The organism is Billgrantia desiderata (assembly GCF_900108215.1).
GTDB classification, from domain to species: domain Bacteria; phylum Pseudomonadota; class Gammaproteobacteria; order Pseudomonadales; family Halomonadaceae; genus Halomonas; species Halomonas desiderata.
The window spans coordinates 67,335-81,427 of the sequence record NZ_FNVC01000008.1; the positions used below are offsets into that span (position 1 = coordinate 67,335).

A 14,093-nucleotide genomic window follows, 5' to 3' on the forward strand; every position below is an offset into this window, starting at 1 on the left:
TCACGTACTGCCGCCATCCATCGCACGAAGTCAGGAAGAAAGCCCCGTTGCGCCGCTGCTTCTTGTCCATCTCATGTTACCGCCCAAGCGCTCAATGAGATTCACCTGATCATAGCCCACGCAGCCAGAATAGAACGGGGGTAGGCAGAGGGTCTTGATCCCAGGCAAGTTTGATGAATATCAATGGCCGAAGTGACGAAGCCTGCAATACTGGTGCTTGAGCTTAACGGACCACCGCGACGGCGATTGCCCGCGGCCAACCCGCCTCGATCATGGAGGCCATGTCATGTCGCCCGATTCACCCAACCCGTCCGACCCTGATGTCACTCCCCAGGCCGCCCCCTGTGAACGACTACCCGCTACCGCGGAGCGCCCCAACCCAGGGTTCTACTCCACCCATGCCCTGGATCGGGCCTTCAAGGCCAACCTGGCCAGGCTGACCGCCGGCATTACCCCGGCCGGCCTGGCCAGCGTCTATTTCGAGTGGCTGGTCCACCTGATGCTCTCCCCGGGCAAGCAACTGGAGCTGGGCGAGAAGTTCACTCGCAAGCTGACGCGATTCGGGCAGTACCTCGGTCGCCAGGCGCTCGAGCCCTGCCCGGGTGCCTGCATCGAGCCCCTGGAACAGGACCGCCGCTTCAGTGGCGAGGAGTGGCAGCGCTGGCCCTACAACCTGATCTACCAATCCTTTCTGCTGACCCAGCAGTGGTGGCACAACGCCACCAGCGAGATCGACGGCCTGTCGCCGGAGAGCGAGCGGGTGGTGAACTTCATCACCCGCCAGATACTCGACCGGTACTCGCCATCCAACTCTCCGTGGCTGAACCCTGAAGTGGTTGCTACCACTATGGCGACCGGTGGGCAGAATCTGGCGGTGGGTTGGCAGCACTTCATCGAGGACTGGGAGCGGGCCGTGTCCGGCAAGCCACCGGTCGGTGCCGAGGCGTTCCGCGTAGGCAAGAACCTGGCGATCACTCCCGGAAAGGTGGTGTACCGGAATCACCTGATCGAGCTGATCCAGTACTCACCAACGACGAAGCAGGTTTACGCGGAACCGGTGCTGATCGTGCCCGCCTGGATCATGAAGTTCTACATTCTCGACCTTTCTCCCTCCCAGTCATTGGTCAAATACTTGGTGGACCAAGGCCATACCGTCTTCATGATCTCCTGGCGCAACCCGAGCTCGGAGGATCACGACCTCGGCATGGAGGATTATCGTCGCCTGGGACCGATGGCGGCGCTGGATGCAATCTGTGCCATCACTGGCAACCACAAGGTCCATGGGGTGGGTTACTGTCTGGGTGGTACGCTGCTCTCCATCGCGGCGGCCGCCATGGCGCGGGATGGCGACGAGAGGCTGGCTTCCCTGACCACCCTGGCCACTCAGGTGGACTTCACCGAAGCCGGCGAACTGATGCTGTTCATCGGCGAAAGCCAGGTCTCGTACCTGGAGAACATGATGTGGGATCAGGGCTATCTCGACGGCTACCAGATGGCCGGCGCTTTCCAGATCCTGCGCTCCAACGATCTGATCTGGTCGCGCATCGTGCATGACTACCTCCTGGGCGGACGCCAGCCCATGAATGCTCTGATGGCCTGGAATGCAGACCTGACTCGCATGCCCTACCGCATGCATTCCGAATATCTTCGCCAGCTGTTTCTGAACAACGATCTGGCCAATGGGCACTATCGGGTGGATGGCCGACCGGTCGTGATTCAGGACATTCGGGCGCCACTGTTCGTCGTCAGTACCACCACCGATCACGTGGCTCCCTGGAAGTCCGTCTACAAGATCCATCTGCTGGCGGATACCGACGAGGTCACCTTCGTGCTGACCAGCGGTGGGCACAACGCGGGTATCGTCAGTGAGCCGGGGCATCCGGGCCGCCGCTTTCGGATGTCTGAGCCACAGCATGAGCAGACGTACCTGGATCCGGAAACCTGGCAGCACATCACGCCCGAGCAGGACGGCTCCTGGTGGCCGGCCTGGCATCAGTGGCTAGCGGCCCATTCCTCCGGGCAGGTACCGCCGCCAGGCATGGGTAGCCAACAGCACCCTCCCCTGACCGACGCGCCGGGAAGCTATGTGTTGGCGCCATGAGAGGTGGGTTGCGAGGCGCGCCATATCACCACCGCTCTACCCAGGAACATGCCGCCAAGCAGACCGTAAACGAGGCTGACAGTGGCGGCGAAGGCGGCCGTATCAGCGATGGGAAGCTGCATGCCGATAATCACGCCAACGGCAAACTTGGCACAGAAGATCGTCAGCATGAGTGCAAGCGGAAGCCAGCTGCCCGGCACGTGGAAGGTTTGGTCCTGCGGTGAGAAGCACACGCCTCGGGGCAGCTCGAGCTTGAGATGGAGCAGTACGGCAAGGCCGATACCGAGCGACCAGAGGGTGAAACTTACTGGCTCGGCGCCGAATGCATTGATCAAGCCATAGAGCCCGAGGAAGAGGAAAATCGCCGGAATGATACCCAGCTTGGAAAGACCGATGGTTCGATCCTGACTCTGCTGATAGCCCCGATAGAGCAGAAACAGCAGCAGCGGCCATACCCATAGCGGCGTGTTTGTTATTATCTCGATCAGCATCGGTATTCCCTGGCGTTGTGTTTCGCCCCAGCATAGCGAGGCGCAGCCAGCCCCTCCAGTCAGTGCTTACTAACCCAGAGAGAGTCGCTCTGGGCATCAAACCGGCTTTGTTGCTCTCCTCGCGCCTATTCAGCTAACGCGTCCGGGCGCCCACTGACCCCGATCATGATCCACTGCCCTGCTTCCTTGAAGGGTAGCATGGCCAAGGCTTTGCTTGAGCTAAATCAAGAATTCATGAATCACTCTGACTACACTGACTGCAAACTCACCCTGGATGAGGAAAGGCGAATGTTCACTCTCGAGAATCAGGTAGCACTGGTAACGGGTGCCGCCAAGGGCATCGGCAAAGGGATCGCCACGGTGCTGGTGAAGGCCGGCGCTAGGGTGATCATTGCCGATATCGACGAGCAAGCGGGCAAGGCCACGGCCGAGGCGCTGGGCGCGGAGTTCGAGCATCTCGATGTCGGCGACCTGGCCAGTTGCCAGGCGGCGGTCAAGGCGGTGCTGGACCGCCACCAACAACTCGACATCCTCTGTTCCAATACCGGCATCTTCCCCCAGGCCACGCTGGACAGCATGAGCGAGGCCGACTGGGAGCAGGTGATGTCGATCAACCTACGAGGTACCTTCTTCATGGTGCAGGCCGCACTGCCGGCCATGCGAGCTCAGCGGTATGGTCGCGTCGTCATTACTTCATCTATTACTGGTCCGATCACCGGCTTTCCCGGTTGGGCGCACTATGGCGCCAGCAAGGCTGGTCAACTCGGCTTCATGCGGTCGGCGGCCCTGGAGTGCGCCCGCGACGGCATCACCATCAACGCGGTGATGCCCGGTAACGTACTAACCGAGGGGCTAAAAGCCCAAGGAGAGGAGTACCTGCGCCAGATGGCCGAATCGGTGCCAGCCAAGATCCTGGGCGAACCTGAGGACATCGGCCATGCCGCCTGCTTCCTCGCCTCTCCCGAAGCACGTTATATCACCGGCCAGACACTGGTAGTGGATGGCGGGCAGGTGCTGCCGGAATCATTCGAGGCAATATAAGCACGCCGCCTACCCTCTCCCACGCATCGCCCGGACGTCTTCTAGGTCCACCGGTCGTGACAATGCCAGCTTATAGCGAACCAGATCCTCTTTGAGCATCAGCGGAAGCTCCACGCCGAGGAGGTACCTGGTTTCATAGCGCGAGAAATCGATATCAAGCGGAATCCATGTCTGGCTTTCCTTATCGAAGATGCTCGCTCCAGCGGCACACCCTACTTCGATCTTGATGTCTTCATATTTGAACTGTACGTAGGTCAGGTCCCAGCCTTCCTCACGATAGTGAGCAGCAGGCTTGGTTATGAATTCCTGGCCTGCCTCCACCACTTCTGAGAAGCGCTCACCGGGAACGAACAAGTCGACGTCGTTCAGGTCGCGCTCGGAACCGTACCCCTTTGCTGCCAGCCCGCCACAGATCAGAAAGGGTATGTTTCTGTTCCTCAGCAAACCTGCGATCCATTTGATGGCTTCCTGATGCACTCTGTCTCCCGTTACAACCTTACTGCTTCGGGGCTTCAAAAATGGCGTTCAGCTCATCGAAGCTTGCCGCATTGCCCAGGCCTTCGAAACTCCCTTCCTCTGCCATCATTCTGGCGGCCCGCATGAAGGCACCCCAGGCGGTGCGTGCGAGCGCCGAGCCGACGCTGATACGCCGCACGCCGAGTTCGGCCAGGTGCTGCACCGTCAGTCCCATATTGCCCATCACGATGGCATTGACCGGCTTGGGCGCGACGGCGCTGACGATGGCGCTCAGTTCCTCCCGCGTTCGCGGCCCGGGTGCGAAGAGCACGTCTGCACCCGCCTCCGCGTATGCCATCAGGCGTTGCAGCACGTCCTTGAGCGGCTCCGGCTGGCCCACCAGATAGCTTTCCGCCCGTGCGGTGAGCAGCACCTGGGCTCCCGTCGCGTCTATCGCGGCGCGGGCAGCCCGAATGCGCTCCACGGCGAGCGCCAGGTCGTATAGCTGCCCGGGCTCACCGGTGGCGTCTTCGATGGAGAGTCCGGCTACCCCGGTACCGACACAGCGGGCGACATTGGCCGCCACGCCTTCGGGCTCTTGTGCATAGCCGGACTGGAAGTCCGCATTCACCGGCAAGTCGGTGGCGTTCACCATCTCGGCAATATGCGCGAGCGCCGCTTCGCAAGAGAGCCCCAGCACGCTGTCGGCCTGGCCCTGGCTGAATTGAAATCCTGCGCTGGTGGTTGCCAGCGCGCGAAAACCGCAGTGCTGGAGAAAGCGCGCCGTACCGATATCCCAGGGATTGGGAATCACGAAGCAACCGGACTCATGAAGTCTGGCAAATTCTGCGCGTCGCTGTTCGAGATCGACCATGACACCTCCTAATGGAGCAACCAACCCCAGTCAGTACTCACTAACCCATCACGCCCGGTTTCAGCGACCGTTCAGCCCCTTTCCGGCTAGAATGTCAGGCATGCACTTCTCGATTCGTGACGCACGCGTGCTGGATTGCTTGGCGCCGGAAAAGTGCAGAATGTAGCCTCTCTGGCGGCCAGGGGTGAGCGCTTCGAAGGCGGTTTTCAGGGCAGTGTTTCCATCCAGCGCGGTCTGAAGTTCTGCCGGATACGCCAGCTCATGTTTCTCGCTGAAGTCCACCTTGGCGCCGGCCTTCTCCAGCGCGATGGCCTCGAGGAGATAGGCTTCAAGTACGGCGGCCTGCGATTCGATCTCGCTCAGTTGTGTGAAGCGGGCCTGGCGCATTGCCTGGGAATGCTCGCCGGGGGCAACGAGGATTCTTTCGGGGTCCTTCAACAGGCTACCCTTGAAAAAGCCGAGCGCGCAGTAGTCTTTCATACTGAAGATTATGGCTACGTTGCCGCTCTGCGCCGAGTAGCAAAGCTTGCCCCACTTCACGCTTTCGGACAGTTGGCATGGGAGTGCTATCGCTCGCAGTCTCTTGCGTTCGTCATGCCATTGCGGCTGGCTCAGCAAGGCTTCCACTTTCCGGTTGGTATCGTTCATCTTCTTTGTTCTCGTTATTGGCGATGAGGCCACCCAGTCAGTACTCACTAACCCATCAGGCCCCATATATAAAGGCTTCTTCTCATCATTGCTCATCAGCCTGGTGGTTGACACCATCTCTTGTCGGGATGTTCGGTATCTTCAGTGGGTTGATTCCCTCCAGGCAAGCCACGTTGAAGCCGTACTGGTTAGGGTTAGATCGCCGCTGATGGTGAGTATAGATTCCGCAGATTTCGCAAAAATAGTGTTTGGCCGTTTTGGTATTGAACTGATAAAGCCTGAGCTTATCTTGTCCGCGGATAACCGTAATCCCCTTCAGAGGTACAGAAGCGACTATCGCTCCACGACGCCTACACATAGAACAATCACAGCGACGTAAATCGATGAGCCCTTCCGGCAGATCGAGCTCGAGCACCACCGAGCCACAATGGCATGTGGCCCTGTGCTTCTTCTCGATGGGTATTCCATCGACTGCTTTCAGATTAAGCGACATGGCTCCCTCCTGAGCCCTCTAGCTATACCACTCCAACCCTTCATAGGGAGTTTCTCGCAGTGCCGCCAGTCGGCTTTGCAGATCGCCGGTGTGAACCTCCAGCTTGTGGCCGTCCGGATCGAGAAAATAGAGGGAGTCGCCTTCGCTGCGATTCTCCTTCCAGATCGCTACGCCCTGCTCGCGAATGACATTGGTACAGCGAGCGAAGGCCTCTGCGCCGACGCTGAAGGCGATGTGAGTATATTCAGGCAGCGGGCCGGTGCGCGTCTCAGCGTCGAGCGACAGGCAGATCCAGTCATCACCAGCATGAAGATAGGCGCCCCGAGCCCATTTCACCACCGGCTGGAGCCCCACCACCCGGGTGTAGAAGTCGAAGGAGCGTTCGAGATCGCGAACTGCAAGCGTCAGGTGGTTGATGCCGGTGATCATGCCCCTCTCCTCAGTCAGCCTCGGTCAGGGGTTTCTTCCTTGAGCGGGCGTACCACCCGGCAAGGGTTGCCGGCGGCGAACACGTCCTCGGGGATGTCCTTGGTCACCACGCTGCCGGCACCGATGACAGTGCGGGAGCCGATGGTGACGCCGGGGCACAGAATCGCCCCACCGCCGATCCATACGTCGTCGCCGATGGTGATCGGCTTGGCGGCTTCCAGGCCGCTGCGGCGCTCTTTGGCATCGAGCGGGTGGGTGGCGGTATAGACCTGTACGCCCGGGCCGAACATGGTGTATTTGCCGATGGTGACTTCCGCCACGTCGAGGATCACGCAGTTGAAATTGAAGAAGACCTTTTCGCCCAGCGTTATGTTGCCGCCGTAGTCGCAGTGGAAAGGTGGCTCGATGAAGGTGCCCTTGCCCATGGCACCGAACAGCTCACTCAGCAGCCGCTTGCGCTCCTTTCCCTGTGCGTCGCTGGTGTCGTTGAAGGCCTTGGTCAACAGGCGGGCACGATGGCGCTCACGAAGCAGCTGCGGGTCGCGGGGGTCGTAGAGCTCACCGGCCAGCATTTTCTCTTTTTCGATCATGCGGTCTCCTTGTTATTGGCGGAATGACAGCTATCGACAATCAGCCGCCAAAGAGCTTCCACGCCAGCGGCAGGAACAATGCGCTGAATACGCCGACCAGGCTCATGCCGAGAGAGGCGAAAGCGCCAGCCTTGGGGCCGAGTTCGAAGGCGCGCACGATGCCGATGGCGTGGCCGTTCGCACCCAGCGCGAAGCCGAGTATGCGCTGGTCGGTGATGTTGAGCAGACGCGCCAGCAGAGAGACGAAAATGGTGGTGAGCACTCCGGTGATAAGCAGACCGCCCAGCATCAGCGAGAGCGAGCCGCCAATCTGCTCTTGAATGCCCATGGCCAGCGGTGCGGTGACCGATTTGGGCGCCAGCGAGGCCAGCACCGCGGGTGGGGCGCCCAGCAGCCAGGCGATGAGCACGGCATAGAAGGCCGCCAGCACGGCGGCGAGCGGTAGACTGCAGAGAATCGGCTTCCACAGAGCGAAGATGTGCTGCCGCTGCTGATAGAGCGGTACTGCCAAAGCCACGGTGGCCGGGCCCAGCAGCAGGGTGAGCCAGGCGACGTTGCGCTGATAGTCGGCGAAGTCGTAGCGCAGTAGCCACAGGCCGGCTGCCGTGAATACGGCGCCGATCAGTACCGCCGGGCACCAGCTCGGTCGGCCCATGCGCTCGAACAGGGTAACGCCGCTGAGATAGGCGGCCAGGGTCAGCGCCACGGCGAGCGTGGGTGTGTCGAGCAGCGAGTCGTATAGCGCGTTCAAGACAGGCGCTCCTGTTCGTCGCCGCTGTCGGCTTCCTTGGGCATGAACCGCAGCATCAGCCATAGCGTGGTGAGCACGCTGAGGAAGGTGCCCACTCCCAGCGCGATCATTACCGCCGTCCAGTGGCCGGCGAACTCGTCGATGACGAAGAATACCCCCACCACCCCGGGCATGATCAGCATGGCGAGCAGGGGAATCAGCGCCTGGCTCGCGGTGGCCACGCTCTCGTTCAGGCGTCGCTTGACCAGCAGCCACGCCAGTAGCAGCAAAAGCCCCGCCATGGCATGGGAAACCGGCAGCGAAAGCAGGTCGACGAAGGCATGACCCAGCAGTTGAAAGCCAAGTAGCCAGAGGAAACCGCGCAACAGCTTCATGCCATCTCCACACCCTGAAAAGAGAGCGCCCCGAGCGATTCCACGGCGAAGTGACTGCCGGCTCGGAGCCCGCGACAAAGATTAGCATGCTTATACTAAATCAGGTGGCAGCTAAAGCGTCCGCAGGAGCGTGAACGCCCCCAGTAAACCTTTCGTCTAAAGCCAGAGTCAAACCGGCAGGCAACGTGGCCTGGTGGAGTTAAGGACGAAACCCATGGAATCGACGCAGAAAGAAGCCCCAAAGCGGCCCATGAAACACCGCCTGTACCATGACGAACTCCCCCAGGAACATGAAGATCCGCTCATCGGTCACTTGCATCGGATTATTCGCTATGCCGTCAAGGTTCTATCGGTTCTGATGGTCATCGTGATCATCTGGGGTGTGATCGATGTGGTCTACATGCTCTATACCCGACTCATGACTCCACCGTTCATGCTGTTCGAGGTGAGCGATATCTTTGCCATCTTCAGCGCCTTCATGGTGGTGCTGATCGCCATCGAGATCTTCATCAACATTCGGCTTTACCTGGGCACCAACATGCTGCCCATCCAACTGGTGATAGCTACGGCATTGATGGCCATCGCCCGTAAGGTCATCATCATGGACACCGATTACATTACCGCAATGGAAATCATGGCCATTGCCGCCGTTGTGCTCGCCTTGGGCATTACGCACTGGCTGGTCACGCGTCGGCCTTGATTCTCGTTTAGCCAAGCGCCGGGTAGGCCCAGTAGTTCTGCCAGGGCCTACCCCGGCGTGGGGCGGCTCGAAGCTCTCTCGATATACAACCAGGCGGGCATGCTGGCCCGCTTCAACCAAGGCAGCCTTGCCAGAACGGCGATAATCAACAGAGCGAAAGCAAGTCGCGCCCATAGCAGGCCGGAGAGGTCCGCTCCCATTAGCATGATCAGCAGCGTGTCTTCGATCAGGCTGTGGCACAGGCCGAGGAAACAGAGCGTGAGGACGATATCCCGTGGGGTCAGTCGGCCCGAGCGCGCCTCACGCAGCAGCAGGCCGGCACCGAAGGTGAGTCCCAGGGTAATGCCAATGACGGTGATGTTGGCTGCTGCCGGGCCGATGCCCAGCAGCCGCAGCAGCGGGTAGAGCAGCTTGTGGATCAGCCGCTCCACGCCCAGCCAGCGCAGCAGTTTGAGCAGGCTCATCAGCGCGAAGATCACCACGAAGATGGTCGCCAACGTCACCGCCTGCCCCTGCAGCCAGGCCGTCAGCGTCGCATCCTGGACCGCGGGTTCCCACACTACTTGGTTGGCATGCTGCAGCCAGCCGCCCCACGAATAGCTCAGATGCAACAGCCAGCCCAATAGCCAGGCACCGCCTGCACGCAGCAGCACGGTCAGCCACCAGGGCACGCCGGCCATGCGCGCCACCGCACCCTCAATCGGCAACGAGTGCCCTACGGCCATCAGCACACCCAGCACCGTGACTTGCGCCACGGTCAGCGGCGTATCCCGCGTGACTTCGAAGAAGATCACCAGGCCGGTGTAGATGTTGGTCAGCAGCGTGGCGGCCCACACCACGCTGAGCGGCTCCGGCAGCCCCAGAGGCGACATCAGCGGAGACAGCCACTGGCTGAGCAGTTCGGTCATGCCCAGCATCTCGAGCGCTTTCACGATCAGCAGCGCCGGCACCATCACCTTGAGCAGGGTCCAGTACACCTTGGCGGCTTCGCGCAGGAGGTTACCCACCGTACCGAAAAGAGGGGCGAGGCGTCGTTGTATCATGGAGTGGGATCCATCAAGGAGCAGCCGCCTAGTTTACAGGCAAGCTCTGGAAAACACTGCCATCAGCGACTCAGGTCTACCGCAAGCTACTCGTCCTTGGGCCCGACCCAGGCGAAGGGGTTGTGGGCAACTTCCCACAGATACCCATCCGGGTCGGCGAAATACCCCGAATAACCGCCCCAGAACACCTTCTGGCCCGGCTTGATCAGCCTGGCGCCGGCAGCGACCGCCTGCTCCAGCAGCTCGTCCACCTCCTCTTCCGATGCCAGATTGTGGGCCAGAGCGATGCCGGAAAAGCCGCTGCCCTCGGGAGATACACCGGCATCCTCAGCCAATGCCTCGCGGCCGTAGAGCCCCAGCCAGGTACCGTTGAGGGTGAAGAAGGCCACCTCCGGCGGCGACTCCATGCGCGGTAAGCCCAATCCCTCTTCGTAGAACCGAATCGACGCCGCAAGATCGCTTACGCCAAGCGTGATCATGCTGATCCTTGGCTTCATGTTGCCTCCTGTACGGTCCAAGATCGCTATTTGCTTACAGCCGACATTTCGGCCTCGGCTCGAGCAGCCAGGCACTTCTGTTGCCACTGACTACGACGCATGCGGTAGAGGCGCACCGGCTGCTGGTTGAGGCTCAGCATCTCGAAACGGCCAAACCCTATCTTTTCGGCCACCCGCAGCGACGCCGCATGATCCGGCTCCACCAGCACGATGATCGAATCGAAACGCCGCTCTTCGAAGGCGTGGTCGAGAGCGGCAGCCGCTGCTTCGGTAGCAAGACCCAACCCCCAGAAGGGCCTGGCGAGCCGATAGCCCAGGTTCCACTCGGTAGAGCCCTTCACCTGCTCGGGCGAGACACCGCAGAAGCCGACGAACTCGTCGTTTTCACTACTCAGCATGGCCAGAGGGCCGGTGCGGTACTGGATGTAGCAATCGAAGCACCAATCCAGGAACAGGCGGGTCGCCGATTCGTCGCAAACGCCGTGCAGCGAATGACGCATCACCTCCGGGTCGGCCAGCATATCGGCAAGCGCGGGCACGTCGGCTGTGGCTAGCGGCCGCAGCCGTAAACGCGGCGTTTCCAATTCGAACATGACACCCTCCCTGGCAGCGGCTCGTTTATCGGTGTCGGCTAGACGGCCCTGTTGTCACGGGTACGGCAATATCGAAGTGCAGCACGTCTTCACGCTTGCCCAGCTTAGTGTAGAGCTCAATGGCCGGGGTATCGCCATGATCCGCCTGAACGTAGACCACGTAGGCACCGTGCTGAGCGGCGATGCCCTGCAGCTGCTCGATCAAGGCGGTAGCGATGCCCTGCCGACGATGCGCTTCTCTTACGGCTAGATCATAAATATAGATCTCGCTGCGCTCCTGCTCGAACTTGTGCAGCACATAGGCGGCCAGACCACCCACTATTTCATCGCCCATGCGCGCCACCAGAGCAATGAATGTGTCGCTGCCCAGTAGCCGCTCCATGTAGGCCTGCCCCGGGCGCGCGGCGCCATAGGTTTCCACCTCATTGAAGGCCTCGCCGAAAACCGTGAGCAGCTCGTGCATCAACGCCGTGTCATCGGGATTTAGTTGGGTCAGGGTGAAGGGATCGGGGGGCATGGGCTGAACGCTCTCTAGCGAGCCATCCTCTGGGCCTGCTGCCTCAGCGCTTCGAACTCCTCTGCGCTGACGGCATTGCGCTCGGCATCGAGAATATGGCCGCCAATGTCGGCAATGGCCTGAGTGATCTGAATCAGCGTTTCGGGATTGCGCGCCACGCTGCGCTTGCTGATGAAGTGAATCAGGATGGAGACCCCGGCCACGGTGGGCTGGTCATCGCCATCGTGAATGGGCGGCAGCGTGCCCGGCGGCGACGAGTTGGCGATGGTCAGCTTGTAACCGGCGAGCTGGTCGCGGATGGTGTAGACGCCAAGCTTGGCGTCATAGTGCGCGTTGTACTCTTTGAGCAGGCGGGCAAGACGCCGATTGGTGTCCAGGCCCGGCCAGTCGAGAATCACGAACAGGCACTGCTTGATGTCCTTGCTCGACACGACCTGAAAACGGCGCATCGGCTCGGGGGCCGGCTCCGGCTCGGTGGGCTGAGCAGGCGGCACGGGTTGAGACGGCGCTGGCTGAGTATCGACGACTCGGGCCTGAACCCGCGGAGCGAGTTCGGCATCTTCACGTTGACGTCGGCTCTTGATGAACGCTACCAGACACAATAGCGCCAGCAACAGCGCGACACCTGCCACGATCAAAACACTTACGACCGGATCCATCCTGCATACCTCGACCTTCACTGGCCCACGATGTTACCCCTGCCACCTGCTCGCACCCTGATGGGCAAACGTGTAGCCATTGTTATTTTGCGTAATGCTACGCCTTTTTGCCACGTCGCGCATGCCGACTTCTCAACGCTGGCGGCCGGCCAAAGCGAGCTCACGACTTTACCATATGAAACGCATTACGCTGCGTTGAAGCATTTCGATGGCAGCGCGAAGCGAGAGACTCCATGCTAAGGGTAACTTGAGCAAAAGAGGAGCCCTGCCATTCACGTGACACTGGTCGCCAGTAGCCGAACTGTCACGCCATGGAATGATGTGAAGGCCAGTGTTGTTGGTGCCGTCAACTCAGGAGTGCTACCCCGATGGTACGACTCGACAAGAAAGCCAAGCGGTTGTACGTGCTGGATACCAACGTTCTTCTGCACGACCCCGCTGCCTTGTACCAGTTCGAGGAACACGAGGTGGTCATCCCCATGACCGTGCTCGAAGAACTCGACAAGCTCAAGAACGGCCTGCGTGAGATTGCCCGCACCGCCCGCCAGGTCAGCCGCACCCTCTCCGACCTGACCAATCAGGTCACCTTCGATGAAATTCAACGGGGCATCCCGATTCCCCGTGCCGGTGGCACCACCCTCGGCAAGCTCCGCTTTCTCTGCTACCCGGAACTGAAGCCGCTGGAGCATCTGGAGGAGAGCCCCGACAACGTGCTGCTGGCCGAGACCTGCCGGCTGCGTGACGAGCGCCCCGATGCCTCGGTCATTCTCGTTTCCAAGGACATCAACCTGCGGGTCAAGGCCGCCGCCCTGCACGTGCCGGTGGAGGACTACCTGACCGACCGCGCCTTCAGCGACAGCGACGTGATGCTCGAAGGGGTGCGGATCTATCCCGAGGCCGAAGGCAGCAGCGGCCCCTGGGATCAGATGGAGGTCGAAGTCGAGGTCGAACGAGTCGACCACCATACCTTCTATCGCCTCGAGGGGCGGATACCGAGCGACTGGCACCTGGGCATGCTGGTGTCCGACAGCGAGAACGGCGCCAGCTTCGAAGCCATCGTGCGCGAACTGGGTCCCAACCAGGCGCGACTGCAGCTGCTGACCAACTACCGTCACAAGGATGGCGTGTGGGGTGTGCACGCTCACGACAGCCGCCAGAACTTCGCCCTCAACCTGTTGATGGACGATGACATCGACCTGGTGACCATCGCCGGCAGTGCCGGCACCGGCAAGACCTTCATGACCCTCGCCGCGGCCTTCCAGCAAACGCTGGACGCCAAGCGTTTCGAGCGTATCGTCTTCACCCGCGCGCCGATCTCGATGAGCGAGGACATCGGCTTCCTGCCCGGCACCGAGGAGGAGAAGATGTCGCCGTGGATGGGCGCCTTCCATGACAACATGGACAACCTGCTGCGCGACGAGCATGACGGCAGCACCAGTTGGAGCCAGGATGCCACCCGCAGCCTGATCGGCTCACGGGTACAGATCCGCGCCCCCGGCTTCATGCGCGGCCGAACCCTCAACGACACTTTCCTGATTATCGACGAAGCGCAGAACTTCACCCCGAAACAGCTCAAGACTCTGCTCACCCGTGCCGGACGCAACACCAAGATCGTCTGCCTGGGCAACGTCGGCCAGATCGACACGCCCTATCTCACCGCCAACACCTGTGGCATGGCGGCGGTGGTGCAACGCTTCAGCAATTGGGCCCATGCCGGCCACGTGACGCTGCGCAGCGTGGAACGCTCGCGCCTGGCCCTGGCCGGCGAGGAGCTGTTGTAGTCTCGAGAAATGCAGTATCGGAGGAGTACGGCATCGGGCTCGGCATCGCCGGGCC

The 14,093-nt window shown here is 60.9% G+C and carries 18 protein-coding genes; 4 read left to right on the forward strand and 14 right to left on the reverse strand.

What is annotated here, in order from left to right:
• Positions 1-286: 286 nt before the first annotated feature.
• Positions 287-2,101, forward strand: a complete 1,815-nt coding sequence (locus tag C4S71_RS09525; RefSeq protein WP_235014292.1) for a PHA/PHB synthase family protein — start codon at positions 287-289, stop codon at positions 2,099-2,101.
• Here the strand turns inward: C4S71_RS09525 and C4S71_RS09530 are convergent.
• Positions 2,083-2,592, reverse strand: a complete 510-nt coding sequence (locus tag C4S71_RS09530; protein WP_103968992.1) for a DUF6622 family protein — start codon at positions 2,590-2,592, stop codon at positions 2,083-2,085. The genes C4S71_RS09525 and C4S71_RS09530 overlap by 19 nt on opposite strands.
• A 288-nt stretch (positions 2,593-2,880) precedes the next feature.
• Between C4S71_RS09530 and fabG the strand changes: the two genes are divergently transcribed.
• Positions 2,881-3,633 carry a 3-oxoacyl-ACP reductase FabG gene (fabG, locus tag C4S71_RS09535; RefSeq protein WP_103968993.1) on the forward strand — a complete coding sequence of 251 codons (753 nt, stop codon included), beginning with the start codon at positions 2,881-2,883 and terminating at the stop codon, positions 3,631-3,633.
• A 9-nt stretch (positions 3,634-3,642) separates the two neighbouring features.
• On the opposite strand, the gene C4S71_RS09540 is transcribed toward fabG, so the two are convergent.
• The 8 genes from C4S71_RS09540 to C4S71_RS09575 all read right to left on the reverse strand — a co-directional run bounded on the left by C4S71_RS09540 (position 3,643) and on the right by C4S71_RS09575 (position 8,248).
• Positions 3,643-4,110, reverse strand: a complete 468-nt coding sequence (locus tag C4S71_RS09540; protein ID WP_103968994.1) for a hypothetical protein — start codon at positions 4,108-4,110, stop codon at positions 3,643-3,645.
• Positions 4,111-4,129: 19 nt separating this feature from the next.
• Complete coding sequence (locus C4S71_RS09545) at positions 4,130-4,963, reverse strand: isocitrate lyase/PEP mutase family protein (protein ID WP_103968995.1); 834 nt, start codon at positions 4,961-4,963, stop codon at positions 4,130-4,132.
• Between the two features lie 60 nt (positions 4,964-5,023).
• Complete coding sequence (locus tag C4S71_RS09550) at positions 5,024-5,611, reverse strand: YdeI/OmpD-associated family protein (RefSeq protein WP_103968996.1); 588 nt, start codon at positions 5,609-5,611, stop codon at positions 5,024-5,026.
• Between the two features lie 85 nt (positions 5,612-5,696).
• Positions 5,697-6,104: a GFA family protein gene (locus tag C4S71_RS09555; RefSeq protein WP_103968997.1), complete on the reverse strand. Its 408-nt coding sequence runs from the start codon at positions 6,102-6,104 to the stop codon at positions 5,697-5,699.
• Positions 6,105-6,122: 18 nt separating this feature from the next.
• Positions 6,123-6,533, reverse strand: a complete 411-nt coding sequence (locus tag C4S71_RS09560) for a fosfomycin resistance glutathione transferase (RefSeq protein WP_103968998.1) — start codon at positions 6,531-6,533, stop codon at positions 6,123-6,125.
• Between the two features lie 14 nt (positions 6,534-6,547).
• A complete protein-coding gene (locus tag C4S71_RS09565) occupies positions 6,548-7,123 on the reverse strand; it encodes a sugar O-acetyltransferase (RefSeq protein WP_103968999.1) in 576 nt (191 codons plus the stop codon).
• 40 nt (positions 7,124-7,163) lie between these two features.
• Entirely contained in the window at positions 7,164-7,874 is a 711-nt protein-coding gene (locus C4S71_RS09570) for an LrgB family protein (RefSeq protein WP_103969000.1), read from the reverse strand.
• Positions 7,871-8,248: a CidA/LrgA family protein gene (locus tag C4S71_RS09575; RefSeq protein WP_103969001.1), complete on the reverse strand. Its 378-nt coding sequence runs from the start codon at positions 8,246-8,248 to the stop codon at positions 7,871-7,873. The genes C4S71_RS09570 and C4S71_RS09575 overlap by 4 nt, the downstream gene beginning before the upstream one ends.
• Before the next feature lie 214 nt (positions 8,249-8,462).
• Here C4S71_RS09575 and C4S71_RS09580 point away from each other — a divergent pair, with 214 nt between their 5' ends.
• Positions 8,463-8,948: a phosphate-starvation-inducible PsiE family protein gene (locus tag C4S71_RS09580; RefSeq protein ID WP_234246518.1), complete on the forward strand. Its 486-nt coding sequence runs from the start codon at positions 8,463-8,465 to the stop codon at positions 8,946-8,948.
• A gap of 47 nt (positions 8,949-8,995) precedes the next feature.
• Here C4S71_RS09580 and C4S71_RS09585 read toward each other — a convergent pair whose 3' ends face one another.
• The 5 genes from C4S71_RS09585 to C4S71_RS09605 all read right to left on the reverse strand — a co-directional run bounded on the left by C4S71_RS09585 (position 8,996) and on the right by C4S71_RS09605 (position 12,257).
• Positions 8,996-9,991 (reverse strand): nucleoside recognition domain-containing protein, encoded by a 996-nt coding sequence (locus C4S71_RS09585; RefSeq protein WP_234246516.1) that lies wholly within the window; start codon positions 9,989-9,991, stop codon positions 8,996-8,998.
• A gap of 86 nt (positions 9,992-10,077) precedes the next feature.
• Positions 10,078-10,488, reverse strand: coding sequence for a VOC family protein (locus tag C4S71_RS09590; protein WP_103969002.1), 411 nt, complete (start codon positions 10,486-10,488; stop codon positions 10,078-10,080).
• Positions 10,489-10,514: 26 nt separating this feature from the next.
• A complete protein-coding gene (locus tag C4S71_RS09595) occupies positions 10,515-11,081 on the reverse strand; it encodes a GNAT family N-acetyltransferase (RefSeq protein ID WP_103969003.1) in 567 nt (188 codons plus the stop codon).
• 25 nt (positions 11,082-11,106) lie between these two features.
• Complete coding sequence (locus C4S71_RS09600) at positions 11,107-11,598, reverse strand: AAC(3)-I family aminoglycoside N-acetyltransferase (RefSeq protein WP_103969004.1); 492 nt, start codon at positions 11,596-11,598, stop codon at positions 11,107-11,109.
• Between the two features lie 14 nt (positions 11,599-11,612).
• Complete coding sequence (locus C4S71_RS09605) at positions 11,613-12,257, reverse strand: cell division protein ZipA C-terminal FtsZ-binding domain-containing protein (RefSeq protein WP_103969005.1); 645 nt, start codon at positions 12,255-12,257, stop codon at positions 11,613-11,615.
• A 368-nt stretch (positions 12,258-12,625) separates the two neighbouring features.
• Between C4S71_RS09605 and C4S71_RS09610 the strand changes: the two genes are divergently transcribed.
• A complete protein-coding gene (locus tag C4S71_RS09610) occupies positions 12,626-14,038 on the forward strand; it encodes a PhoH family protein (RefSeq protein ID WP_086510937.1) in 1,413 nt (470 codons plus the stop codon).
• The last annotated feature ends 55 nt before the right edge of the window (positions 14,039-14,093 follow it).

Coding starts and splice junctions, on each gene's coding strand:
- C4S71_RS09545 (WP_103968995.1), bottom strand. CDS start 4,963: ATGGTCGATCTCGAACAGCGACGCGCAGAATTTGCCAGACTTCATGAG.
- C4S71_RS09555 (WP_103968997.1), bottom strand. CDS start 6,104: ATGTCGCTTAATCTGAAAGCAGTCGATGGAATACCCATCGAGAAGAAG.
- C4S71_RS09580 (WP_234246518.1), top strand. CDS start 8,463: ATGGAATCGACGCAGAAAGAAGCCCCAAAGCGGCCCATGAAACACCGC.
- C4S71_RS09605 (WP_103969005.1), bottom strand. CDS start 12,257: ATGGATCCGGTCGTAAGTGTTTTGATCGTGGCAGGTGTCGCGCTGTTG.
- C4S71_RS09565 (WP_103968999.1), bottom strand. CDS start 7,123: ATGATCGAAAAAGAGAAAATGCTGGCCGGTGAGCTCTACGACCCCCGC.
- C4S71_RS09575 (WP_103969001.1), bottom strand. CDS start 8,248: ATGAAGCTGTTGCGCGGTTTCCTCTGGCTACTTGGCTTTCAACTGCTG.
- C4S71_RS09560 (WP_103968998.1), bottom strand. CDS start 6,533: ATGATCACCGGCATCAACCACCTGACGCTTGCAGTTCGCGATCTCGAA.
- C4S71_RS09525 (WP_235014292.1), top strand. CDS start 287: ATGTCGCCCGATTCACCCAACCCGTCCGACCCTGATGTCACTCCCCAG.
- C4S71_RS09600 (WP_103969004.1), bottom strand. CDS start 11,598: ATGCCCCCCGATCCCTTCACCCTGACCCAACTAAATCCCGATGACACG.
- C4S71_RS09595 (WP_103969003.1), bottom strand. CDS start 11,081: ATGTTCGAATTGGAAACGCCGCGTTTACGGCTGCGGCCGCTAGCCACA.
- C4S71_RS09585 (WP_234246516.1), bottom strand. CDS start 9,991: ATGATACAACGACGCCTCGCCCCTCTTTTCGGTACGGTGGGTAACCTC.
- C4S71_RS09610 (WP_086510937.1), top strand. CDS start 12,626: ATGGTACGACTCGACAAGAAAGCCAAGCGGTTGTACGTGCTGGATACC.
- C4S71_RS09550 (WP_103968996.1), bottom strand. CDS start 5,611: ATGAACGATACCAACCGGAAAGTGGAAGCCTTGCTGAGCCAGCCGCAA.
- C4S71_RS09590 (WP_103969002.1), bottom strand. CDS start 10,488: ATGAAGCCAAGGATCAGCATGATCACGCTTGGCGTAAGCGATCTTGCG.
- C4S71_RS09530 (WP_103968992.1), bottom strand. CDS start 2,592: ATGCTGATCGAGATAATAACAAACACGCCGCTATGGGTATGGCCGCTG.
- fabG (WP_103968993.1), top strand. CDS start 2,881: ATGTTCACTCTCGAGAATCAGGTAGCACTGGTAACGGGTGCCGCCAAG.